The sequence below is a fragment of the Pseudomonas sp. R3-52-08 genome (genome assembly GCF_003851745.1).
In the GTDB taxonomy this organism is placed as follows: domain Bacteria; phylum Pseudomonadota; class Gammaproteobacteria; order Pseudomonadales; family Pseudomonadaceae; genus Aquipseudomonas.
Genome location: NZ_CP027730.1, coordinates 3,084,720 through 3,107,229 on the forward strand (window position 1 = coordinate 3,084,720; position 22,510 = coordinate 3,107,229).

19 protein-coding genes are annotated in these 22,510 nt (G+C 59.7%); 9 read left to right on the plus strand and 10 right to left on the minus strand.

Features of this window, described 5'->3' with window-relative positions; translation table 11 throughout:
* The first annotated feature begins 5 nt into the window (after positions 1-5).
* The gene (locus C4J91_RS14030) at positions 6-3,713 is read left to right on the plus strand and encodes a hypothetical protein (protein ID WP_124362881.1); all 3,708 of its coding nucleotides are present in this window, start codon (positions 6-8) and stop codon (positions 3,711-3,713) included.
* On the opposite strand, the gene C4J91_RS14035 is transcribed toward C4J91_RS14030, so the two are convergent.
* Positions 3,693-5,036 carry a HAMP domain-containing sensor histidine kinase gene (locus tag C4J91_RS14035; protein WP_124362882.1) on the minus strand — a complete coding sequence of 448 codons (1,344 nt, stop codon included), beginning with the start codon at positions 5,034-5,036 and terminating at the stop codon, positions 3,693-3,695. The two genes, C4J91_RS14030 and C4J91_RS14035, sit on opposite strands and share 21 nt — an antisense overlap.
* On the minus strand, positions 5,033-5,773 hold the full coding sequence (locus tag C4J91_RS14040) for a response regulator (RefSeq protein ID WP_124362883.1): 741 nt from the start codon (positions 5,771-5,773) through the stop codon (positions 5,033-5,035). The genes C4J91_RS14035 and C4J91_RS14040 overlap by 4 nt, the downstream gene beginning before the upstream one ends.
* A gap of 268 nt (positions 5,774-6,041) precedes the next feature.
* On the opposite strand from C4J91_RS14040, the gene C4J91_RS14045 reads away from it, so the two are divergent.
* The 5 genes from C4J91_RS14045 to C4J91_RS14065 all read left to right on the plus strand — a co-directional run bounded on the left by C4J91_RS14045 (position 6,042) and on the right by C4J91_RS14065 (position 11,263).
* Positions 6,042-7,364, plus strand: coding sequence for an epoxide hydrolase family protein (locus C4J91_RS14045; RefSeq protein ID WP_256681578.1), 1,323 nt, complete (start codon positions 6,042-6,044; stop codon positions 7,362-7,364).
* Positions 7,365-7,426: 62 nt separating this feature from the next.
* Positions 7,427-8,500, plus strand: coding sequence for an alpha/beta fold hydrolase (locus C4J91_RS14050; RefSeq protein WP_124362885.1), 1,074 nt, complete (start codon positions 7,427-7,429; stop codon positions 8,498-8,500).
* Between the two features lie 14 nt (positions 8,501-8,514).
* Positions 8,515-9,015 (plus strand): cytochrome P460 family protein, encoded by a 501-nt coding sequence (locus tag C4J91_RS14055; RefSeq protein WP_124362886.1) that lies wholly within the window; start codon positions 8,515-8,517, stop codon positions 9,013-9,015.
* Positions 9,016-9,037: 22 nt separating this feature from the next.
* Positions 9,038-9,814 (plus strand): alpha/beta fold hydrolase, encoded by a 777-nt coding sequence (locus C4J91_RS14060; RefSeq protein WP_124362887.1) that lies wholly within the window; start codon positions 9,038-9,040, stop codon positions 9,812-9,814.
* Positions 9,815-9,844: 30 nt separating this feature from the next.
* Positions 9,845-11,263, plus strand: coding sequence for an aldehyde dehydrogenase family protein (locus C4J91_RS14065; protein WP_124362888.1), 1,419 nt, complete (start codon positions 9,845-9,847; stop codon positions 11,261-11,263).
* 241 nt (positions 11,264-11,504) lie between these two features.
* Here the strand turns inward: C4J91_RS14065 and phzG are convergent, their stop codons facing one another.
* The 7 genes from phzG to C4J91_RS14100 are packed head-to-tail and all read right to left on the minus strand — an operon-like array spanning position 11,505 to position 17,788.
* Complete coding sequence (gene phzG, locus C4J91_RS14070; RefSeq protein ID WP_124362889.1) at positions 11,505-12,173, minus strand: phenazine biosynthesis FMN-dependent oxidase PhzG; 669 nt, start codon at positions 12,171-12,173, stop codon at positions 11,505-11,507.
* Positions 12,170-13,006: a PhzF family phenazine biosynthesis protein gene (locus tag C4J91_RS14075; RefSeq protein WP_124362890.1), complete on the minus strand. Its 837-nt coding sequence runs from the start codon at positions 13,004-13,006 to the stop codon at positions 12,170-12,172. Before C4J91_RS14075 ends, phzG begins: the two co-directional genes overlap by 4 nt.
* A 2-nt stretch (positions 13,007-13,008) precedes the next feature.
* Positions 13,009-14,898 (minus strand): anthranilate synthase family protein, encoded by a 1,890-nt coding sequence (locus C4J91_RS14080; RefSeq protein ID WP_372238314.1) that lies wholly within the window; start codon positions 14,896-14,898, stop codon positions 13,009-13,011.
* Between the two features lie 20 nt (positions 14,899-14,918).
* Positions 14,919-15,542: an isochorismatase family protein gene (locus C4J91_RS14085; protein WP_124362892.1), complete on the minus strand. Its 624-nt coding sequence runs from the start codon at positions 15,540-15,542 to the stop codon at positions 14,919-14,921.
* Entirely contained in the window at positions 15,539-16,759 is a 1,221-nt protein-coding gene (locus C4J91_RS14090) for a 3-deoxy-7-phosphoheptulonate synthase (protein ID WP_124362893.1), read from the minus strand. Before C4J91_RS14090 ends, C4J91_RS14085 begins: the two co-directional genes overlap by 4 nt.
* Before the next feature lie 23 nt (positions 16,760-16,782).
* On the minus strand, positions 16,783-17,271 hold the full coding sequence (locus C4J91_RS14095) for a PhzA/PhzB family protein (RefSeq protein WP_124362894.1): 489 nt from the start codon (positions 17,269-17,271) through the stop codon (positions 16,783-16,785).
* Positions 17,272-17,296: 25 nt separating this feature from the next.
* On the minus strand, positions 17,297-17,788 hold the full coding sequence (locus tag C4J91_RS14100; RefSeq protein ID WP_124362895.1) for a PhzA/PhzB family protein: 492 nt from the start codon (positions 17,786-17,788) through the stop codon (positions 17,297-17,299).
* A 402-nt stretch (positions 17,789-18,190) separates the two neighbouring features.
* On the opposite strand from C4J91_RS14100, the gene C4J91_RS14105 reads away from it, so the two are divergent.
* The gene (locus tag C4J91_RS14105; protein WP_124365155.1) at positions 18,191-18,916 is read left to right on the plus strand and encodes an autoinducer binding domain-containing protein; all 726 of its coding nucleotides are present in this window, start codon (positions 18,191-18,193) and stop codon (positions 18,914-18,916) included.
* Positions 18,917-18,963: 47 nt separating this feature from the next.
* Here C4J91_RS14105 and C4J91_RS14110 read toward each other — a convergent pair whose 3' ends face one another.
* Positions 18,964-19,554 (minus strand): acyl-homoserine-lactone synthase, encoded by a 591-nt coding sequence (locus tag C4J91_RS14110; protein ID WP_124362896.1) that lies wholly within the window; start codon positions 19,552-19,554, stop codon positions 18,964-18,966.
* A gap of 267 nt (positions 19,555-19,821) precedes the next feature.
* Here C4J91_RS14110 and C4J91_RS14115 point away from each other — a divergent pair, with 267 nt between their 5' ends.
* Both C4J91_RS14115 and C4J91_RS14120 read left to right on the plus strand, forming a co-directional pair.
* Complete coding sequence (locus tag C4J91_RS14115) at positions 19,822-22,005, plus strand: PAS domain S-box protein (RefSeq protein ID WP_124362897.1); 2,184 nt, start codon at positions 19,822-19,824, stop codon at positions 22,003-22,005.
* Complete coding sequence (locus tag C4J91_RS14120; RefSeq protein WP_124362898.1) at positions 22,002-22,367, plus strand: response regulator; 366 nt, start codon at positions 22,002-22,004, stop codon at positions 22,365-22,367. Before C4J91_RS14115 ends, C4J91_RS14120 begins: the two co-directional genes overlap by 4 nt.
* Positions 22,368-22,510 lie beyond the last annotated feature (143 nt).

Sequence of the window (22,510 nt, forward strand, 5' to 3'; positions counted from 1 at the left end):
AAACCATGCCTACAAACGAAGAACCGATCCACGCACCCAAGGTGGATCGACTGTTGCGCATTCGGAGGATGGAAACCCTGGGGAATCTTGTCCTGCCAGTCTTTCCGATCACCCCATTGCCGACCGCAGTGCCGGGCAACCTGGCACAGGCGGATGACGCGGTATCGATTTACGCGGCCGCTTTTGAGAGGGCTTTTCCGCAGTTGATGCGGAGCGTGGAGGACGTCTGTGGCCCAGCGCCCTGGATCGTGCGTAGCGCAGGTAACGAGGACCTGACGAATCACGTCAATGCCGGCGGCTACGAAAGCCTGATATGTCCCGAGCCACAAGCGTTGATACAGTGCATTGCCGCTGTGGCCATGAGTGGATCGACCGAGCATGCACGACGCCAGCTTGCGCTCTCGGGGTGTAACGATCATGGCGGGGCAATTCCATGCTTTGTGCAGCCGCTGCTGAAGATTGATGTCTCCCGCGATGTCGGTCACGATCATTCGCCGTATCTGGACACGGCAGTTCTTGATCACATGGAAGCGGTCTGTAACGAGCTGATGCAGACGTTTGACTTCATAGCGATCGATTGTGAATGGGGCCTCGAGACGACGCTTGGTTTTGTGTCCGTGACCACCGTCATGCCGAGAAATCCACAACTGATGAACGTCGCGCATACGATTGGTTTCGGTTTTGCGAGCGCTCAGAATACCGGCTCGCGGGCGACGGCTTTGGTCCTGCGTCCGGCCTGCTCAGACCTTAGGCTATGGCGCGGACGCCATCTGCGCGAGACGACGGTGCTACAGATGCATCTGCTGCAGGCGCGGCCGGCGCATGCTGACGATGCATTTCGCGATCGTTATATGTTGACCGATGTATGCCGTGAAGCGTTGATCGGGCGCTACGATGTCGTGGAAGCAAGCTTGTTAACGCTGGGTGCCCAATCCTCGGGCCGCGCACTGGTGGCACCTGATCTTATGGGCGCTTGGCGCCGGTATCTTGCGCTCGGTCCAGGGGAGCAGGCCGACCTCGCGGTGGTGATAGTCGACGAGGGCAGTGCGGAGGAACACGCAGGTATCATGTTTCGCCAGCAGGAAATTACCTGCGTCAGGATGGACACACGACGCATGCCAGCCGGAGCCGACTGCGTTGTATTTGATCGCGGCGCCTGCATTCTCGGCGACCGGACGATGCTGCGATCAATTCAGAGTGAGCTGCGCCGAGAGTTGGTGTTGCCTGACGACTGTGCCCTTATCTTCACCGGTGAAGTGCTGGTACCTGGCGGCGAGCTGACGCGAGACTGCATCGATGTCCTCGCCCAGTTGCGTCGCCTGCCGGTCGCGCGTGAAGTCAAGGAGCAGCTGTTCGCACGTAGCGAACAGCCGATGCCGGCGAGGTGGATGCACCGCGCCAATGGCGTAGTGGAGTCACCCTCTTTGCTCGCGGCAATCGGGCGGTCAAAGCACCCACGGTATGTCGGCGAATGCTGTGCACTTACTGAATTTGCGAGAGACTACCAACGTGCCGTCCAAGTGCCACAGGATGCGCCGCCGCGCGAATTGCGCACACTGTACGCGCTGTCGTCCGTGACGCGCACGTTGGTCGCGAGTGGTGACCTTCGAATCGTCATGGCACTGCTCGACTGTGAGGTGGCGGCGTCCTGGGTACCGTCGCAAACGTTGTGCCGCCTGCTCGATTCGGCAACTGTGCAATTGACGGCGCTTCGACGCGACAACGCTGTGTTGGTTCTTGAAAGCGTATCCTTCGTCAGGACGGAGTGCGCGCAACTGCCGGTTTACGTGCTGGAAGACGCCGTCTCTTACCTCGACGCATTAGCGCACGCTCTTGAAGACGGCTTGTTTGCCGACACGATGATATCCATACGTTCATTGGAGTTGCCGATCGCAAGTGTAATCCTGCTTATGCGCCAGGCTCTCGATAATCCTACTGTCGTTGAACCGGTGGACGCATTCCAGCAATCAGTAGCGTTGTTTAGAGGCATTGTGTCGGGTGGCGATGCGACGGCAAGGCTTCCTCAGCAACTCAACGATACTTATTTGACGCTCCGGGGCACGCTGCACGAGGCAGGTCTGGAAAACGTCGCCGAGCAAATCAGAGGATCGCTGGTCGAAACGTACGACGCCTCATTGAAAGGGCTACTAGGGCGCGCGGTGGAGGAGGGCGACGCTAGCAGCTATCGCCGCTACCTCAACGTGATGCAATGCTGGATCGAATTCCTGAGCATCGGATTGCTGTCTGAACGCGATGTCGTGGTGCTTCAGTGCTTTCAAACTTGGCTGCTTCAGTGGACTGATGAGGCGATCCCTGAGTCATTCGAGATACAGGATCGTAACTGGCAGTTCGAGTTTGACGCCATTGTGGTTTCCCGCGAGACTGCGCAGCGGTACGAAAATCCGCACGTTCTACACAATCTGCTTCACCAATACTCCCTAGCGGGACTACGGCTTGATACGCTGGGGCTACCAAGACGCGTACAAGCGCTCGAACAGTTTTGCTCAACGTTTAGCAGTCGCTCGACGAAGGTACTGCGTTTCGAGCGAGAGTTGCTCGAGATCCAGATTCCGATGGGAACGCACAAGGCGAGCTACGTGTTCACGCCGAGGCAGATTTCGGTGGAGTGGACGGAGCCGCCTGATTGCCCCGAAGACGAAATCGCGCGGATCCTGGCGTTTGAGATATTCCTGGATCGATTCCGCACTTGGATGTTCCCAGCAATGACGATCCGGCGTGAGCAAGTGCTGGGCACCTGGACACTGTTCATCCGCCTCAATGCGCAAGGATCAGATCCCTGGGATTACGAGCATTTATGGCGCTTTGTGGTCGCCACGCGTTTGCTATTCGACGCCTCTTACGATTTTTCGTATGTCGCCAACGAAGCCGTCGACGCTTTCGCCGAACATTTCGACGGTTTGGAATGGAAGGAGATATTCACCACCCTAATACGGCATCGGGCGGTACTTGAGGACGCGTCACAGTACGTTGCCTTGCATGCCCTGCCGATGTCGTCGACGGTCGCCGCTATAGCGCAGAGCCGGGTCGTTCGTGGTCTGCTCTTACGTTGTCAACGCAGGGGGTTCGCTTATTGCTTGGGCTTAATTGACGGGTATGCACGTTGGCTAAATGTGGAGGCCAAGAACGATGGGCGGTGGTACGAACGCTATGAGTCGCTTCGGCAGGCCAGCCTTTTCCTGGCGGCCAAGTGGCCAAGCAAAGCACTTTCGGAGCTCGCTGGGCGGGTCGTCTTCAATATCGGCGACGACCTGATTGCGGCCTGCCTGTTCAAACGCTCGGACCTGGCGGATGACCTCCGGCAAATCGTGGCGGCGAGATCGCCAACGCTGTCGGGAATGCTGGGGATGATCGTGCGGCATGCCCCCGAAATTGCTGTAGCGGGCCGAGGTGCATCGGCCCTCGCTGAGCAACTGGTCGGCACTGGAATTCGGTTTCGCCGCGCTAAACATTTTCTGGTCGCTCGATTCGGCGACCGTCTTGATCAGGACCTGTTAGCAGCTCTACTACGGGACTTGGATGCGGTTCCATGGGGATATACCGCCGCCGCTGAGCAGGCCATCCTGACGCAGCTATTGATTCGCGGGCCTGTCTGTCGATTTGAACTGGAAAAAGGCATCGACTGGACGACGTTGGATTCGTGGCCGACTGTTATGCAGAGGCGTCCCGCCTACTTAGGGCCGACCGTGTATTGACTTATTGCGCTGACCCGAGAGCCTCGGTGGCAGTGTCAACTCCACACACAGACCGCCGCCATCCCGGTTCACCAAGCGCAGGGCGCCTTGCAGGGTAAGCGCCAGTTGTTGCGAAATCGCCAAGCCCAGCCCTGTGCCACCGGTTTCCCGGTTTCGCGAATTCTCCACGCGATAAAAAGGTTTCAGCACTTCGGGCAATTGGTGGTCAGGTATGCCGGGGCCACGGTCCAGCACTTGAATCAGCAGCCCACCGTCCGGCTGGCGCTGCGCGATGATTTGCACCTCTGACCCGAACTTCAAAGCGTTGTCCACAAGGTTCACCAACACTCTGCGAAGCGCGTGGGGGCGGGTATCGATGGCTGCGCCGCCGTCAGCTTTTAACGCCACTTGCTTGCCGGTATCGAGGTAGTCAAAGACCAGGCTTTCCAGAAAGGAATCGACATCCACGCGCCGGCTTGGCTCATTGGAACCCGCCATGCTCCGCGCGTAGGCCACGCCTTCCTGGACCAGGTGCTGCATTTCCTCCAGGTCGTTGCAGAGCTTGTCCTTTTCCACCGAATCGTCCATGAACTCCGCGCGAAGCTTCATCCGTGTGATCGGGGTTTGCAGGTCGTGGGAAATCGCTGCCAACAGCTGCATGCGTTCCTTGACGTAATTCGCAATGCGCTCCTGCAGGGTATTGAATGCCACGGCCGCGTAGACCACTTCGATTGGCCCTTCCTCCTTGAGCGGTTCGCCCTGGCCATTCGGATCCAGGCCGTCTACCGCCTGGGAAAGCCGCGTCAGTGGCCGTATGACCGTGCGTACGGCGAGCCAGGTGCAGACGAACAGCAGCAACAGTTGCGCAACCAGAACTGCCGGTAACCACGGTGATAGCGGCATCACCAAGGGTCGTACATCAATCGTCAGGGGGCTGCCGTCCTTGAGGCGCAAGTGGGCCTGATAATGAGGGCGCGCATCGGCAATATCGCTGAAGCTCAATGGGTAGTCCCGGCCCAGCGTGGCTTGCATGGAGCGCACGGAGACGGGAGCGCTGGTCATGTCCATTGGCGTGCCCGGCTGGCCCTCATCAAGTTCGTATCGGTAGTTGGGGTGTTCCAGGCGCGGCAACCAGGCCTCACGCTCATTGGCCGGTAACCGCTCCAGTATCGCCAGTGAGGTGGTCAGGTCTTGTTCGAAATTGTCCAGCATCAACATCTTGGCGCTTTGGTAGCGCTCATAGAACTGCAGCCCGAATGACAATCCATGGGCCACCGCCAGGCTCACCAGGAAGATCAGTGTCAACCGCGAGGCCAACGTGCGCGGCCAACGCGTCATGGTCATGGCTGTGCTCCTGACACTTGCACCGCGTAGGTAAAGACATAGCCCTCGCTGCGAACAGTCTTGATGTAGGCAGGATCGCGGGCGTCGTCCTGCAGCCGGTGGCGCAACCGGCTGACGAGCAAGTCAATCGATCGGTCGAAGAGGTCGGCGTCCCGGCCCTGGGTGAGGTTGAGCAACTGATCGCGGTTCAGCACGCGCTGGGGGTGATCGAGGAAGACGCGCAGCAAGCGATACTCCCCGCCACTTAACGTCACGATGGTGCCTTCGCTGTCCAGCAGGTGTCGAGCCGTGGTGTCCAGCCGCCATTTGCCGAATGCGAGCAGCCGGCCTGCTTCGGTGACGATCAGGTTGGGCGGCAACATGCGGGTGCGGCGGAGCACGGCGTTGATTCGCGCCAGTAACTCCCGGGCGACAAAGGGCTTGGCCAGGTAATCGTCGGCGCCCATCTCCAGGCCGATGATTCGATCCGTATCGTCATTGCGCGCGGTCAGCATCAGAATCGGTGTGGCCTTATGCTTGCCTGCGCGCAGTTCCCGACACAGCACCAGCCCATCGTCTCCGGGCATCATGATGTCCATCACAATCAAGTCGACCGGCGTGGACGCCAGAAAGGCACGCATCTGGCGACCGTCCGCCACTACCGTCGTGCGCAGCCCGTTTTTCTGAAGATAATTCCCCACCAGCTCTCTGATCTCGCGGTCATCGTCGACGATGAGGATGTGATCTACGTGCTCCACTTGACTCACCTTTATCCCTGTTTAACGGCGTTGAAGAAGGTGGCGTCGAGTATATCCAGGTGACGCTTTCCAGCTGATAAAACTTTTGCACCAGACTCGCCTGGGTGGGTTTGTATCGTTGTGTATCTGCGCCGCAGCCAGATACACAGTGATTCGTTCAAGGCGGTTGGTGACACATACCGGATACCTGCGGGGCGTTAAATGAACCCATCGAGAAGGCGCAGCCCCTCTCCAACTGATGGCTCATCTAACGCTCGGAGATCTCGTTATGCCCTGGAAAAACCCCGCGAGGATGGGCGTGTTTGGTTTGGCCCTGGTCGCAGGCAGCGGCGGTGCCTGGGCCGCCGAAGCGTCAGTTGCCAGTTCGGCCACGATCCAACCCGAATCGATCCGGACTTACCGAATTCATGTCGATGAAGCTCAACTGACCGATCTCAAACAGCGCATCGCCGCGACCCGCTGGCCAGATAAAGAGACGGTCAATGACGTCTCCCAAGGCGTGCAGCTGGCCCAGGTTCAGGCGTTGGTGAAGTATTGGGGCAACGGCTATGACTGGCGTAAGGCCGAAGCGAAGCTCAATGCGCTGCCTGAATTCATCACCACCATTGACGGCGTGGATATTCAGTTCATCCATGTCCGCTCGCGCAACCCGAATGCAATGCCGCTGCTCCTGACACACGGATGGCCGGGCTCGCAGTTCGAGTTCCTGAAGACCATCGGCCCGCTGACCGACCCTGTGGCTTACGGCGGTAAGGTCGAAGATTCGTTCGACGTGATCATTCCCTCGATCCCCGGTCACGGCTTTTCCGGCAAGCCCACTGAATTGGGCTGGGGGCCGGATCGCGTCGCGAAGGCGTGGGATGTGCTCATGAAGCGTCTCGGATACTCCCGCTATGTTTCCCAGGGTGGTGATCACGGCTCGGTGATATCGGATGCGCTGGGTCGCCTGAATCCGCCGGGTCTGTTGGGCATTCACTTGAACATGCCGGCCACCATCCCGCCTGAGTTGGTCAAGCCGATCAACAGTGGCGACCCGGCACCTGTCGGGCTCAGCGAGCCTGAACGGAGGGCGTTTGAGTCCCTGAGTAGCTTCTTCGGTCGCAACGCGGCATACGGCGCAATGATGGTGACCCGCCCGCAGACCATCGGCTACCTGCTGGCCGACTCGCCCACCGGTACGGCGGCGTGGATGTATGAAAAGTTCGCCGCCTGGACCGACAGTGACGGTCAGCCTGAGCGGGTACTCAGCCGTGACGAGATGCTGGACGACATCAGCCTGTATTGGCTGACGAACGTCGGCGCATCGTCATCGCGTTTTTACTGGGAAAACAACAACAACAATTTCAGCGCCGCCGCGCAGAAAACTACAAGCATCAAGGTGCCGGTGGCGATCACGGTCTTCCCCCACGAAATCTATCAGGCACCCAAAAGCTGGGCGCAACGCGCTTATCCCTCACTGGCCTACTACAACCAGGTTAACAAGGGCGGCCACTTCGCTTCCTGGGAACAACCGCAACTATTCAGCGAAGAATTGCGTGAGGCCTTCCGGCCACTGCGCGCCAAGCTCGGCGTAACGAAGACCGCTCAGTAACGCCTACCCAACCCTGTCAATACACCGGGCCGTTATGCGGCGGCTCGCTACGGAGAAACATCATGGAGATGACCTTGCTGAACAACCAGAATAAATCCGGCCGCCTGCAGGGTTTTGCCCCCTCGCTACTGGCAGCAGCGTTGCTGCAATTCGGCGCCGTGGCGGCAGGGTTTGCCCAGGCCAGCGCTGCTGACGTACCGGCCTCCACGGTGGCCGCTATTACGCCGGGCGCTCACACTTCGCTGGGTGACCTCAAGCATGTGAAAGCGGGTCTGCTGGACGTTTCCTACGCGGAACTCGGCCCCGCCGATGGCCCGGTGGTTATTTTGCTGCACGGCTGGCCCTACGATATCAACGCCTTCGCTGATGTCGCGCCGGCTTTGGCGGACAAGGGCTATCGGGTGTTGATCCCGTCTGCCCGTGGGTATGGCGACACGCATTTTCTCTCGGCCAAAACCGTTCGCAATGGGCAACCCGCTGCGCTGGCCACCGACCTGATCGACTTCATGGACGCACTGAAAATCAACAAAGCCGTGCTGGGTGGATTCGACTGGGGCGCCCGCACTGCCGATATCGTTGCCGCACTATGGCCGGAGCGCGTGAAAGCCCTGGTGGCGGTCAGTGGTTACCTGATCGGCAGCCAGGAAGCGGGCAAAGTCCCACTGCCACCCGCCGCCGAGTTGCAGTGGTGGTACCAGTTCTACTTCGCAACCGAGCGCGGGCGTCTGGGCTACGAGAAAAACACCCATGACTTCGCCAAGCTCATCTGGAAGCTGGCGTCGCCAAAGTGGAATTTCGACGACGCCACGTTTGACCGCAGCGCGGCATCCCTGCAAAACCCGGATCACGTGGCCGTGTCGATGTTCAACTACCGCTGGCGCTTGGACCTGATCAAAGGCGAGCCCAAGTACGACGCGATCGAGAAGAAGCTGGCGGCATTCCCTTCCATCAGCGTGCCGACCATCACGATGGAAGGCGACGCGAACGGTGCGCCCCATCCACCGGCTGAAGCGTATGCAAAACGATTCACCGGCAAGTATGAGTACCGCCTTATCAGCGGTGGAATAGGCCACAACCTGCCTCAGGAAGCGCCGCAGGCTTTCGCCCAGGCGGTGATTGACGCCGATCATCTCTGACAGGGAGCGTCACCATGAAACTCATGCATCTGTCCGGGGCTGTTGCAGCGCTTGCGCTCACCGTCGCTGGCGTCGCAGCGGGCGATTCCGCTGGCGGTGACGCTTCGCCGATCTACGGCGTGAAGATTCCCGAAGGCTATCGCCAGTGGCCGCTGATTGCGCCAGCGCAGGAAGCCGCGCCCTTGGATGAACTGCGCGCCGTGGTCGGCAATAACCTGGCAATCAAGGCCTACCAGGATTCAGCGCTGCCGTTTCCCGATGGCACGGTGCTGGTGAAACTGGCGTGGAAGCACGTCCAATCACCCGAGTTCGAGCCCGCCTCAATACCCGGTGCGGCCACCACGGTTCAAGTCATGGTGAAGGATTCGAAGCAGTACGCGGCGACCGGTGGTTGGGGCTTTGGGCGTTTTATCAACGGCAAAGCGGTCGACCAGGCTCAGCACGAGACGTGTTTTGCCTGCCATCAAGCGCGCGTCAAAAACCATGATTTCGTGTTCACCCGGTACGCCCCATAACCCCAAGTTCAAGGAGTTCTCCATGAAGAAAATCATTGCCTCGCTGGCAGTCGCTGCCTCTGTGTTGGTCGGTGCTGACGCGTTCGCGCAGACTGTGAAGCCGACGGTCGTGCTTGTTCACGGCGCCTTCGCCGACGCCTCGAGCTGGAACGGCGTGGTCAATATCCTCGAAAAGGATGGCTACACCGTTGTCGCCGCGGCAAACCCGTTGCGCAGTGTGAAAAGTGATGCCGCATCCGTCGCCTCGCTGATCGCGAGTATCAAGTCGCCCGTTGTGCTGGTGGGGCATTCCTACGGCGGCAACGTCATCAGCGAAGCGGCCAATGACCAGGCCAACGTCAAGGCGCTGGTCTACGTGAGTGCGTTCGCTCCCGACACCGGCGAAACGGTCGCCGGCCTGGCTGGCAAGTTTCCCGGCAGCACCTTGGGGCCGACCCTCGCGGCACCGGTGCCGTTGAGTGAGGGTGGCAAGGATCTGTACATTCAGCAGGACAAATTCCACGCGCAATTCGCCGCTGACGTGCCCGCGGCTGAAGCGGCAGTGATGGCCGCCACCCAGCGTCCGGTCACCGAAGCCGCGCTGCATGAGCCGTTTGCCACGCCAGCGTGGAAGCACATTCCAAGCTGGGCTATCTACGGCGACAAGGACAAGAACATTCCGCCCCAGGCACTGGCCTTCATGGCCAAGCGAGCGGAGGCTAAAGCCGTGGAGGTGGTGAAGGGCGCCTCCCATGTGGTGATGGTTTCAAACCCGGCGCCCGTTGCACGCTTGATCGAAAGAGCCGCGACGGCGAAATGAGCGCCCTATAAAGCCCCCAAGGTGAAGCCTATGTACACCCTCAGCACGAGCTATATAGACGGCACATTTGTCCCGGTTCGGGGCACGGAGAGCTTGCCGATTATTTCTCCCACGACCGAGAACGTCCTCGGGACGGTCACGCTGGCAAACCGCGAAGATGCGGTGCTGGCCATCGAAGCAGCCGCGCGGGCCCAACGTTTATTCGCCAGAAGTCCTAAGACGCAGCGGATTGACATGCTCAGAGCGCTGCAAGCTGCGGTATTAAGGAACGCCGATAGCATTCGCGACTCTGCCATTGAAGAGTACGGCGGGGTCTACTCGCGTACTCAATGGGTAAGCCAGTACGTCTCGCAGAGCTTTGCGAATGCTATCCAGACGCTTGAAGACTACCCTCTGGTGCGAACAATCGGCGCGGCGCGGGTATCAATGGAGCCGGTGGGTGTCGCAGCGCTGATTGTGCCGTGGAACAGTGTCGCCGGAACCGTCTGCAGCAAATTGGCCTCGGCTATCGCCGCAGGTTGTACCTCTGTGATCAAGCCCAGCGAGCTCAGCCCCCTCCAGACACAGGTGATTACCGAGGCGCTTCACAGCGCGGGGTTACCGGATGGACTGTTCAATGTCTTGCTGGGCAGAGGGCACGACGTTGGAGATGAACTGAGCACCAACCCGACGGTTGCGAAGATTTCATTCACGGGCTCTACCCCAACCGGCAAGTTGATTGCGCGTGCAGGCCTCGACAGCCTGAAGCGGGTGAGCCTGTCGTTGACCGGCAAGTGCACCTCGATTCTGCTGGAGGATGCAGATTTGGCGAGTGCCATCCCGATGATCGTGAATGCCGCGTTCATGAACAACGGCCAGGCCTGTGTCGCTGGCTCGCGACTCCTGGTGCCGAGCCAGCGGGCAGACGAGGTCGTTGCTGCCGTGAAGGCCTGTGTTGATGGGTTGGTGGTGGGCGATCCATGGCGTCCCGATACCAGCCTGGGGCCGCTGGCCAGTGCAGCGCAGTTTGATCGAGTCCAGCATTTCATCCGCCAGGGCTTGGAACAGGGGGCCCGACTCGTCGCTGGCGGGGCAGGGCGCCCGGACGGCATCGACAGAGGCTACTTTGTCAAACCAACGGTATTTGCCGATGTGACGAGTTCAATGGCGATCGCGCAGGAAGAGATATTCGGGCCGGTGCTGTCAATCATGACCTACGACTCCGAGGAACAGGCTGTCGAGATTGCCAATGACACCATTTACGGACTGCAGGCCTATATCTTCGGTAAAGATCTCGACCGCGCCAAGCGTATGGCCTCCCAGCTTGAGGCTGGCACCGTCTTGATCAATCGTGCCACTCCAGAATTACTCGCACCCTTTGGCGGAGTGAAGCAGTCGGGGATAGGCAGAGAGTTTGGCGTGCATGGCCTGGAAGCGTTTCTTGAGGCTAAATCGGTGGTGGTGGGTTAGGCGTCAGCGTTATGTCTCCTAGCTAACGACAAATGGGGATGTCAGTGAAACGGTCACAGCGCTGCGAGCGAGGACAACTCGACCTTGTGGCGGGCGAACGCACCCCAATGCCGATCAGTTAAGCGAAAGTGGTTCATTGTAGGAGCGAGCCTTAACTGGCGGGCGCCAGGGCTTGCCTGCGTTGGGGCGGAGAAATAACTCCAAAACCAGGCGCTGCAATCGCGCAGCGCCCACCCATAAATCAGGGCTGCAAACGCCGCACCCTCCAGCCCGTATCGCTGCGGTCATAGCGCAATCGCTCATGCAACCGCTCCTGCCCATTCCCCCAGAACTCCAGCGATTCAAGCCGCAACTCGAACACGCAATACCCCTCGGGACGCGGCAGCGGGCCTTGCGCCTCGGCCAGCTGCCTGGCGGCGTTGCGCATGGCTTGCACATCCTGCAGTTCTTCACTCTGGTGCGATACCGATGACATCGGGTGCGTCGCATACGGGCGCTTGAGCCACGCTTCATCGGCCTTGGCATCTGGCAGGCGCACGGCCTGGCCATTGAGGATGATCTGCTGACTGGTCTCGCGCCAATACAGCACACCCGACGCCCACGGGTTGTCGGTCAGTTCACGGCCTTTCTGGCTGCCAGCATGGGTGCTGAACAACAGCCCGGCGTCGCTGATTTCACTGATGACCACGATCCGCGTGGAGGGCCGGCCCTGGCGGTCGGCGGTGGCCAGCGCCAGGGCCTTGGGTTCGCGGATGCCCACGCGGCGGGCACGCTCCAGCCAGTTGTGCAGCACGCTCATGGGGTCGGCGGGCAGTGTCTGATATTCGCGGAAGGGCGCATCCAGTGTGCCGGTGAGGGATTCCGACATGCCTTTACCCAGCAGCGGCTTGCCTTGCAGTGAAAGATTCATAACACGATGCTCCCGCGTCCGAACGTGACGCCATGACCGGATACTTCGACTCGCGTCAGTTGATCGGCGCGGCCCTCGGCTTTGGCGAACATCAGTGAAGGGCGGCCGATTTCCACGCCCTGCAAAATCTCCACGGGTTGGCCGAACGCTATCTGGCCATGGCGCGCCAGGTGAATCGCCAACGGCCCGGCAGCAGAACCGGTGGCTGCATCCTCGACCACGCCGTAGGCCGGCGAGAACATCCGGCTGCGCCAATGCCGTCCCGCGCCGGCGAAACAGTTGATGGCCATGTCGTGGAAGCTGGACAGCGCACGGTGATCGGGATGCAGGGCCGACAAGGCTGCAATGCTCGGCAGGCCGACGAACACATGGCGCGGGCCGTTGTGATAAATCTCGATGGGAAAGGTCGACTCGCTGATGCCCAGCGCCTCGAGCAATTCGGCGTCGCGGCCCAGGGCCGTCCAGGTCGGGATCGGCTGGTCCATGCTGGCGGCGATCACGCTGCCGTTCTGGCGCTCGAGTTCAAAAGCGATGGTGCCCATTTCGGTTTCCAGGTACAGCCGGTGATTGTCGGTGTGCGCACCCAGGGCAATGGCCGTACCCAGCAACGGGTGGCCGGCGAAGGGCAGTTCGTTGACCGGGGTGAAAATCCGGATCAGCGCATCCCCACCATTACGTGGCTTGAGCACGAAGGTAGTCTCCGACAGGTTCATTTCTCGGGCGATGCGTTGCATCTGCGGGGCCGGCAAGTCGTCGGCGTCAAAGAACACCGCGACCGGATTGCCTTCCAGCGGCACGCTGGCAAAGGCGTCGATGATGACGTAGTTGTGCATGGTTATCTCCCGGCGGCCGAAACGGTGCTGTCGACAGGTGCGTGGATGAGGGCGTGCCGCAGCAGGTCGGCGATGATGCGCGGGCCTTCCTGGGTCAGCAGCGACTCGGCATGAAACTGCATGGAGGCAAACGACGGCCCGCGCAGGGCATGGACCTCGCCGGTCTCGCTGTCGCGGCTGATCTCGACCGTGCCGATGCCGTCGATGTCCAGGCGATCACTGGAGCTTTGGGCCGCGAATGTGTTGTAGAAACCCACCCGTTCGGCGTTGCCGAACAGGTCAATCTGTTTTTGCACGCCCTGGTTGGGAATGGCCTTGCGTTGCAATTGCAGGCCCAGGCACAGGCTCAGCACCTGATGACTCAGGCACACCGCCAGGAACGGCCGCTGCTGGCTGAGCAAGGAACGGATGGCCACGTGCAGATGGTCGATTTTCGGCAGTTGAACATCGCTCGGGTTGCCAGGGCCAGGGCCCATGATCACCAGGTCGTAACCGTCAAAACTGTACTCGTCGCTGAAGCTGCACACCGTCACCACCAGGCCCAGCGCCCGCAGCTGTTTGGCGATCATCGAGGTGAAGGTGTCTTCGGCGTCGACGATCAGCACATGTCGCCCGCTGAAGTCGGCCTGGGTTTGTTGGCGCTGCTGGCTGTCCATCAACCAGAAATCCGAGACGTAGGCATTGCGGCTGGCCAATGCTGCGCGCACCTGCAGATGGCCACCGAAGCGCGAAGGTGCCTGGTTTTTCAGTGCGGCGATCAGGCCGGCGGCCTTGGCCCGGCTTTCAGCAGCTTCGGTCAGAGGCTCGGAGTGGCGCACGATGGTCGAACCCACGCTGATGCGTACCTGCCCGCTGTTATCGATGTCGGCGGTGCGAATCAGGATCGCCGAGTCCAGGGAGCGTCCGCCTTTACCATCGCTGCCGATCAGCGCGGCCATGCCGCTGTAGTACGCCCGGCCTTGCGGCTCATAGCGCTGGATCACCCGGCAGGCGCTTTCCAGCGGGCTGCCGGTAACCGTCGGGGCGAACAGGGTTTCGTGCAGGATCTCGCGCACATCGCGGCGGGTCTTGCCTTCGATGAAGTACTCGGTGTGGGCCAGGTGCGTCATTTCCTTGAGGTAAGGACCGAGCACGTGTCCGCCGTCTTCACAGATGCGCGCCATCATTTTCAGCTCTTCGTCGACCACCATGTACAGCTCATCGGCCTCCTTGCGGTCGGCCAGGAAGTCCATGACGTCGGTCAGGCTGGGTCCGGCGGGAGGGTAGCGATAGGTGCCGCTGATGGGGTTCATCACCGCGAGCCCGTCCTTGACGCTGATGTGGCGCTCGGGGGACGCGCCGACAAAGGTGCGACTGCCGGTGTGAATGATGAATGTCCAATAAACGCCTTTTTCCCGCTCCAGCAGATGACGAAAGAACGACAGCGCACTGGCCGGGCCGTACTCACTGATCTCGGCCAGAAAGGTGCGCTTGATCACGAAGTTGGCGCCTTCGCCGGAGCCGATTTCGTTGGCGATCACTTGGCTGACAATGTCGGCATAGGTGGCGTCGCTGAGGTCGAAGCGTTCGTTGTTCAATTGAATCGGCACGTTGGGCAGCAACGCCAGCAACTGCTCAATGCCGATGGACTGCTGCTCGGTGATGTTCATCGCCAGCAACGGTGACCCATCGTCCACCGCCTCGAAGCCGCGTTCGGCAATCTGGCGGTAGGGAATCAGCGTCAGTACATCCAGGCGCGGGGCACCGATCGACGGGGCAGGCAAGTCGATATCGGCCAGTACCTGCGGCTGCGACATCTCGCCGATCAGCACGTTCAGCAGCCCGGGACCGCTGGATTCCGGACGATACAAGAGTGCAAACGGTTCGGGCGTCGGTTGCAGGATGCGTTCCATGAGGCGGGCGGCGGCTTGGCTCATAGCACCACCTCGTCGGTGGTGACGACCATGGCGCAACGGCTGGCGGCGTATTCCATGGCCATCCAGTGATGCTCCTTGCTGAAGTCGGCGATCGCGTCGGCAACGAGGAAGGGTTGGATGTCGTTGGAGTAGGCATCCACGCTGGAAATCAGTACCCCGACATGCGCATACACCCCGCACAGGATCAACTGATCGCGCTCGCCGGCGTGCATGCGTTGCAGCAAGTCGGAATTGAAGAAGGCGCTGTAGCGCCACTTGGTCAGCAGCCAGTCACCCGGTTGGGGCGTGAGGGCGTCGACCACCTCGCGGTCGGCCGGACTGGCCTGCATGCCTGGGCCCCAGAAATCCTTGAGCAGCCCGCGTTGCTCCGCGTTCATGCTGCCCGGTTGGGCGGTGTAGGCCACTGGCACGTCGTTGTCGGCGGCCCACTGGCGAATGCGCGCGGCATTGCTTACGACCTCTTCACGCAGGGCCTGGGGCAAGGGCCGCAGGAAGTAGCGCTGCATGTCATGCACCAACAGCACGGCGCGCTCGGGGTCGATACGCCACTGCGCGAGGTTGGAGGGCAGGTCGCGGGAGGTGGGCAGGGCGTAAGGGACGATCGATGGAATGCCGGTCATGGCGACAAACTCCAGTCAGAGGGAACCAAGGGTGGAGGAGGGCAGGTTTGCCAGGCCATCACCGCAGCAATGGCTTGCCTGGGGTTCAGGCGCGGGTCGCACAGGCTTGTGTAGTGGCTGGCAACCTGGTTCAGGCCGGCGGCATCGGAGGCGCACTCGCTGACGTCATCCGGGGTGGTTTCCAGGTGCAGTCCGCCGGCCACGCCACCAGCGGAGATCACGGCATGTTTGAAGGCGGTGATTTCCTCGGTGATGGTCTGCACCATGCGGGTCTTGTTGCCGCAGGGCGCGACGATGGTGTTGCCGTGCATCGGGTCGCTGAGCCAGATGATCTGGTGGCCGGCACGGCGCACCGCTTCAACCAGCGGTGGCAGGCGGTCGGCGACCTTGTGGGCGCCCATGCGGGCGATCAGCGTCAGCCGGCCGGGCTCGCGCCTGGGGTCCAGGCGCGAGCACAGGCTCAGCAGCTGGTCCTGGGTGATGTCCGGGCCGACCTTGCAGGCCACCGGGTTGAGCACTTCGCTGAGCAAGGCTACGTGAGCGCCGGTCAACTGGCGGGTACGCTCGCCAATCCACGGCCAGTGGGTTGAGCCGAGAAATACCCGGCCCTGCTCGTCCTGGCGCACTTGCGGCAGTTCGTAGTCGAGCACCAGCATTTCGTGGCTGGTCCAGGCGGGAGAACCGCTGAGCGACTCCTTGCCGGCCGGGTCCTTCCACCCCAGATGCTGCATGATGTCCTGCGCGGCGCGATAGCCGCGCACCAGGCGTTGCGCATCATGCTGGCGATGGCCGCTGACTGCCTCGCGACCGTTGACCATGTCACCGCGATACACCGGCAACTCGACATCGCCGATGCGTTCGCTGTGGTTGGAACGCGGCTTGGCAAACTGCCCGGCAATCCGCCCCACCCGCACCACCGGTTGCTGGGTTACCAGCCGGAACGCACCAGCCAGGATGTCCAGCACCGCGGCTTTGCGCGTCACATGGCTGGGCGCGCTTTCATCCATGTCCTCGGCGCAGTCGCCGCACTGGATGATCATCGCTTCGCCAGCCGCGACCCTCGCCAGGGTGGCACGCAGGACCAGAATGTCTTCGACGCGAATCAGTGACGCGCTGTCCCTGAGGTAGGCCTGCGCGTCATGCAATTGTGAGGGTTCGCTCCATTGAGGCTGCTGGAACGCTTCACAATTTAGAACCCGTTTCAGTAAGTCTTCCATGATGCGATCACTCTCCCAAAGGATTAAGTAGGGATGCCTTCACGCTTGATGTGCGGTACCGCAATACCCAAGGCGCGCAGTTGTTGAAAGACGTTCATGAATTCACGATTGCGTTTTACTTTGCCGTCCTCCAGTTCGAAAGAGTGCAGGAAGTGATTCTCGTAATAACCTTCCGGGTAACCCGGAAAGAGAATCTTGCCGTGACCATCGCACTCGACCCAAATATGGTTAGGGTCATCGGTTTCAAACACCTTGACGTTGTACCATTCCCAATCCGGGAAGCACTTGAGTGACCAAACAGCGTGTTCGGCCAATTTGGCTTTGCCACTGATTACAATCGGGGCGCCGGTATCCGTGGTCCATAAGCCGCCGGAACCGTCTTCAGTGAATAGTTCATGACGACGCAGGCGACCCTGGCCTTTGGTGCGCATGTATTGCTCGACCGTGGCGCGGTTCTTGCGACGTAGTTCAGTGTCATTAGTTGTCAGTTGTTGTGCTGCGCTAGTAGACATGCTCAATCTCCAATGGATAAAGGGCTTATGAGGCGGGGATCCCTTCACGCTTGATGCTTGGAATCGGGATGCCCAAGGCGCGAAGTTGTTCGAAGGGGTTCATGAATTCACGGTTTTGCGTGATCTTGCCGTTGTCCAGCTCGAAGGAATGGATGTAATGGTTTTCGCAATACCCCTCCGGGTAACCGGGCACCAGGGACTTGCCACGGCCGTCACTTTCCACCCAGAAATGGTTGGGATTGTCGGTTTCAAACACCCGGACGTTGTGCCATTGCCAGTCTGGAAAGCACTTGTCCAGCCACACGCCGAGGGCGGCGAGTTTCGCGTGGCCTTTAAACACAAGGGGCTCACCGGTTTCGGTGTTCCAGGAGCCGCCGCTGCCATCCGGCGTGAACAGCTCATGCCGGCGCAGGCGATCTGCGCCGTTAGTGCGCATGTACTGTTCAACCGTGGCGCGATTTTTTTGGCGAAGTTCGAGCTGATCATTAAAACCGCCAGTGATAAGCGAAGCAGGCATGGGCAGCGTTCTCCTTAGTTGATTAAGGTTTAAAAAATCAAGTAAATATTTAGTTAATTACGCATGGCCGTATCTAACAGTTGTTTTAACTGTCGTGCCTTCGCGGCTGTTCCGAGCGGTGTTGTTTATACACCCGCATTTCCGGGGCTTGGAACTACCAGATCTTGTAGTGGCTCAAGCCTGAGTGGTGCGGTGCGGGCTGTCGGATAGGTTGTTGCAGTATTATGAATGGGCAGGTTCATTCGTCGGCCGAGAAACAGTGGCCTATGGCTAGTTAGTTGGGTTAGTCATAAGAAATCTAGTGCTAGTGCGAAGCAGTCTATGGCGCTGGGATTTTGTGTTTGACATGAGTTCAGGTTGGTTTAGTCTCATATCTCCTTTGGAGCTTTATAGGTGTTCAAAATGGAATTAGGACAGCTGTTGGGATGGGATGCTTATTTTTACAGTATCTTTGCGCAAACCATGAACATGGAGGAATTCACGGCGGTTTCATTGAGGGTCTTGCGTGAACTGCGGTTTGATTTCTTTGCTTATGGCATGTGCAGTGTGACGCCGTTCATGCGGCCCAGAACCCATATGTACAGCAATTATCCCGAAGACTGGATACAGCGCTATCAGGCAGCTAACTACGCAACGATCGACCCTACGGTGAAACACAGCAAAGTCTCGTCGGCCCCTATTTTGTGGAGCAATGAGCTGTTCCGGGGCTGCCCGCAGCTGTGGTCTGAAGCCAACGATTCGAATCTACGCCACGGCCTGGCACAGCCCTCGTTCAACACCCAGGGGCGTGTCGGGGTGTTGAGCCTGGCACGCAAGGACAACGTCATCAGTCTTCAGGAGTTCGAAGCATTGAAGCCGGTGACCAAAGCGTTTGCCGCGGCGGCCCTGGCGAAGATTTCCGAGTTGGAAAGCGACGTTCGTGCGTTCAACACCGATGTGGAGTTCAGCGAGCGGGAATGTGATGTGTTGCGCTGGACCGCAGACGGCAAGACCTCGGAAGAAATTGGCGTGATCATGGGTGTGTGCACCGACACCGTGAATTACCATCACCGCAATATCCAACGCAAACTCGGTGCCAGCAACCGCGTGCAGGCCGTGTCTTACGCGGTCGCGCTGGGCTATATCTGAGGTTCATCGACTGCGCCGAGTCGTCCAGCAGGACGACTCGGCCGGTATCATGCGGTCTCTTCCAGAAACGCCCCGGACGTGAAGGCTGAAGGCATGCGCGCACCACGGTGGTGTTCACGGTGAGCCGAGAGTTTGATCGCGAGGATTTTTTCGTCCTGGTGCAGGGTGACCGGCCCCAGGCGTTCGTAGTTGACCCCATTGATTTTGTAATAGCGCTCCATCGTGCTGTTGACGATGCCGACGATGGCATCGGCGCCTGCCAAGCGAGCGGTCTTGAGACTTTTCCAGAACAAGGGCATGGCCAATTGCGGTTCGCGGGTGGTGAAACGTGTCATTTCCCAGATGGCGGTATGCTTGGGCGGTGTGCCTGCGCAGGTATGGCTGAAGACGCCCTCCAGCAGGTTGGGGAATATTGTGGGTATCAGGCGGGCGCAGCCTACAATGCAATGATGCTCGTTGAACGCCAGGAGGTAGCGGGCGTGCTCCGTGTCGTATTGGTCCCACTCACAACCGGCCTGATGCGGCTGGATGGGCAATCGCCATCCAAGTTTCTCGACGAATTGTTCGTGCCGAAAGCGACCTAACATGAGTTTGAGCTCGTCACTCATTTCGCTCAGCGTATGCTCTTCCATGTGCATGACAGGATGTTCCTTGGGGAGGGGGCAAGTGCGGGTTTTTATAGAGGACTTGTAGAGGCTTGGCACCTACAAGATCTTGTAGTGGGCTCTATGCGCCATTTTTACTGAACTACCGAAACCCATAATGATCTAGCGTCCATTGCAGGCTCAGAAAAGATCTTTGCGGGTGAAATGAGATTTATCTGAAGTGGAACGCCGTCTCAGGCAGAGTAGGCCCCAAGACGGTGAAAACAGATGCGTTCCAATCAGGTGTTTGAGGAATGAACGATGTTGAATTTTGATGAGCGCCCCAGAGACGCGCGCGAGCCCAGCGAGTACGAGAAGCTGGTCGCGATGGGAACTCAAACGCTCGATGCCATTCCCGGGGCTATCTATCTCTGTGACCACAACGGGTGGCTCGTCCGATTCAACAGCGAAGCGGTCGAGCTGTGGGGCAGGACGCCGGCGCTGGGGGAGGGCGCAGACCGCTTCTGCGGTTCGTATCGCCTTTATTCCACAGATGGCACGCCGTTGGCCGTTGACGAATGCCCGATGGCCTCGACCCTCAAGGCGGGCCAGTGCGCGCGTAACCAGGAAGTCTTGATCGAGCGCCCTGACGGATCGCGATTTGTGGCACTCATGAGTATCCGCACGCTGAGAGACCGGGAGGGACACATCCAGGGCGCAATCAACTGCTTTCAGGATGTCTCGACGCACCACGCCATCGCCGAGGAGCTGCGACGCAAAAGCTGCGACCTTGAGGACTTTTTCGAAAACAGCGCCGTGGGCCTTCATATCGTCAGCGGCGAAGGCATTATTCTGCGGGCCAACAAAGCCGAGTTGTCGCTGCTGGGCTATTCAGCGGACGAGTACATCGGCCGTCACATCACCGAATTCCATGTGGATGAGCCGGTTATCGGTGACATCCTCACCAAGCTTGGCAGCGGCGATTGCCTGAACAGCTATCCGGCGCGCCTTAAAGCCAAGAACGGCACCATCAAGCATGTCGCGATTACCTCCAATGGGCGCTTTGAAAACGGCAAATTCTTCAATACCCGTTGTTTCACTATCGACGTGACCCGCGTGCACGACGCCGAAACCGAGCGCCAGGAGAGCGATGACCGCTTGGCGGCGACTTACGAGGCGGCGACCATCGGCATTGCGGAAGCAGGGGAGGACGGTCGCCTGCTGCGGGTGAACGATGCCCTGTGCACCATGCTCGGTCGGTCTCGCGAACAACTGCTGGCGATGACCTTCCTGGACTACACCCATCCAGACAGTGTCGAGCAGGACGCGGCGTTATACGCACGGCAGGTGGCGGGCGAACTGGACAATTACGTGTTGCGCAAACGTGCCGTAAAGCTCGATGGCCAGCCGATCTATCTGGATATTCACAGCTCATCGGTAAGGGCTGCCGATGGCAGGTTCCGCTACGGCGTGCGGGTCATCCAGGACGTGACGCTGGCCCGAGAGATGGAACACCGCGTGCGCGAAAGCGAGCGACACATGCGCAACCTGCTGGAGGCGCTGCCGGCGGCCGTCTACACCACCGACGCCGAAGGGCGCATCAACTTCTATAACGGCGCGGCCGTCGAGTTGTCGGGGCGCACACCGCAACTGGGCGACCTGTGGTGCGTCACCTGGAAACTGTTCAACACCGATGGCACGTATCTGCCTCACGACCAATGCCCCATGGCCGTGGCGCTCAGGGAAAATCGGCCGGTGCGGGGCGTCGAGGCCATTGCGGAACGCCCGGACGGCACTCGCGTGTCCTTTGCGCCGTATCCGACCCCTTTGCACGATGCCGACGGAAACCTGATCGGTGCGATCAACATGCTCGTGGACATTACTGAGCGAAAGCAGGCAGAAGACCGACAGAAAAACCTGATCGATGAACTCAATCACAGGGTCAAGAACACCCTGGCCACGGTCCAGTCTCTGGCGGCGCAAACAGCGCGCAGCGCGCGGGACGCCAACGAAGGCTATGTCCGCTTCGAAGCCCGGCTGCTCGCACTGTCGCGTGCCCACGACCTGCTGACGAAGCGGCATTGGGGCCACACTCCACTGAGCGTGCTCGCCCATGAAGTGCTAATGCCGGTATTCGGCGATGAACCTGGGCGCATCATGATCGCCGGTGATGCCATTGATGTGGACACCCGCGTCGCCCTGAGCCTCACCATGACCCTCAATGAGCTGGCAATCAACGCCCTGAAATACGGTTCGATGTCGAACGAGACCGGGACACTTTACGTGAACTGGAGCGTTCAACCCCAACCGGACGGCGCGCTACTCACCCTGGACTGGCGCGAGGAGGGCGGCCCTGCGGTGATCACGCCAGAGCGCAAAGGGTTGGGTTCGCGTTTGATGCAGCGCTGCATCGAGCGTGATCTAGACGGTTCTTTTGAACTCGACTATGCCCATGAGGGCGTTCATTGCCGCTTCTCGTTCATGGTCGTTGAGAACACACCATGACCGTGTTCCCAGGGATCAGGGTGCTGCTGGTTGAAGACGAGGGCGCCATCGCGATGTTGATCGAGGAAATGCTCGAAGGCATGGGATGCACGGTAGTCGCCTCCGTGGCCCGACTCGCGAAGGCACTCGAAAAGGCCAGTGTGCTCGACGTCGACCTGGCGATTCTGGACGTGAACCTGGCGGGAGAACGCGTGTTTCCGGTTGCCAGTGTTTTGCGTGCACGCCACATTCCGTTTTTATTCAGCACGGGGTATGGAGCCAGCGGTTTGCCGGAAGAGTTTGCTGACTGCCCGGTTTTGCATAAGCCGTTCGCGGAAAAGGATCTTCGGTTGAAGATGGCGCTGACGTTGAATGAGGCGTGATCAGAGCGCGGTTTATTGACGTCAAATCATAATTGTGTAGGACGCCATTCAGTTGCCCGATTGTCCGCCGATACCTATTCAAGTCGTATCCGTTGGCGGTAAACCGAGGGTCAGTCCATGTTCAATAAAACTATAAAAGATGA

Bases quoted from the DNA above. Each gene is read 5' to 3' on its own strand.
- C4J91_RS14030 (WP_124362881.1), top strand. From the start codon at position 6: ATGCCTACAAACGAAGAACCGATCCACGCACCCAAGGTGGATCGACTG.
- C4J91_RS14035 (WP_124362882.1), bottom strand. From the start codon at position 5,036: ATGACCATGACGCGTTGGCCGCGCACGTTGGCCTCGCGGTTGACACTG.
- C4J91_RS14045 (WP_256681578.1), top strand. From the start codon at position 6,042: ATGCCCTGGAAAAACCCCGCGAGGATGGGCGTGTTTGGTTTGGCCCTG.
- C4J91_RS14050 (WP_124362885.1), top strand. From the start codon at position 7,427: ATGGAGATGACCTTGCTGAACAACCAGAATAAATCCGGCCGCCTGCAG.
- C4J91_RS14055 (WP_124362886.1), top strand. From the start codon at position 8,515: ATGAAACTCATGCATCTGTCCGGGGCTGTTGCAGCGCTTGCGCTCACC.
- C4J91_RS14060 (WP_124362887.1), top strand. From the start codon at position 9,038: ATGAAGAAAATCATTGCCTCGCTGGCAGTCGCTGCCTCTGTGTTGGTC.
- C4J91_RS14065 (WP_124362888.1), top strand. From the start codon at position 9,845: ATGTACACCCTCAGCACGAGCTATATAGACGGCACATTTGTCCCGGTT.
- phzG (WP_124362889.1), bottom strand. From the start codon at position 12,173: ATGAATCTTTCACTGCAAGGCAAGCCGCTGCTGGGTAAAGGCATGTCG.
- C4J91_RS14075 (WP_124362890.1), bottom strand. From the start codon at position 13,006: ATGCACAACTACGTCATCATCGACGCCTTTGCCAGCGTGCCGCTGGAA.
- C4J91_RS14080 (WP_372238314.1), bottom strand. From the start codon at position 14,898: ATGGAACGCATCCTGCAACCGACGCCCGAACCGTTTGCACTCTTGTAT.
- C4J91_RS14085 (WP_124362892.1), bottom strand. From the start codon at position 15,542: ATGACCGGCATTCCATCGATCGTCCCTTACGCCCTGCCCACCTCCCGC.
- C4J91_RS14090 (WP_124362893.1), bottom strand. From the start codon at position 16,759: ATGGAAGACTTACTGAAACGGGTTCTAAATTGTGAAGCGTTCCAGCAG.
- C4J91_RS14095 (WP_124362894.1), bottom strand. From the start codon at position 17,271: ATGTCTACTAGCGCAGCACAACAACTGACAACTAATGACACTGAACTA.
- C4J91_RS14100 (WP_124362895.1), bottom strand. From the start codon at position 17,788: ATGCCTGCTTCGCTTATCACTGGCGGTTTTAATGATCAGCTCGAACTT.
- C4J91_RS14105 (WP_124365155.1), top strand. From the start codon at position 18,191: ATGGAATTAGGACAGCTGTTGGGATGGGATGCTTATTTTTACAGTATC.
- C4J91_RS14110 (WP_124362896.1), bottom strand. From the start codon at position 19,554: ATGCACATGGAAGAGCATACGCTGAGCGAAATGAGTGACGAGCTCAAA.
- C4J91_RS14115 (WP_124362897.1), top strand. From the start codon at position 19,822: ATGTTGAATTTTGATGAGCGCCCCAGAGACGCGCGCGAGCCCAGCGAG.
- C4J91_RS14120 (WP_124362898.1), top strand. From the start codon at position 22,002: ATGACCGTGTTCCCAGGGATCAGGGTGCTGCTGGTTGAAGACGAGGGC.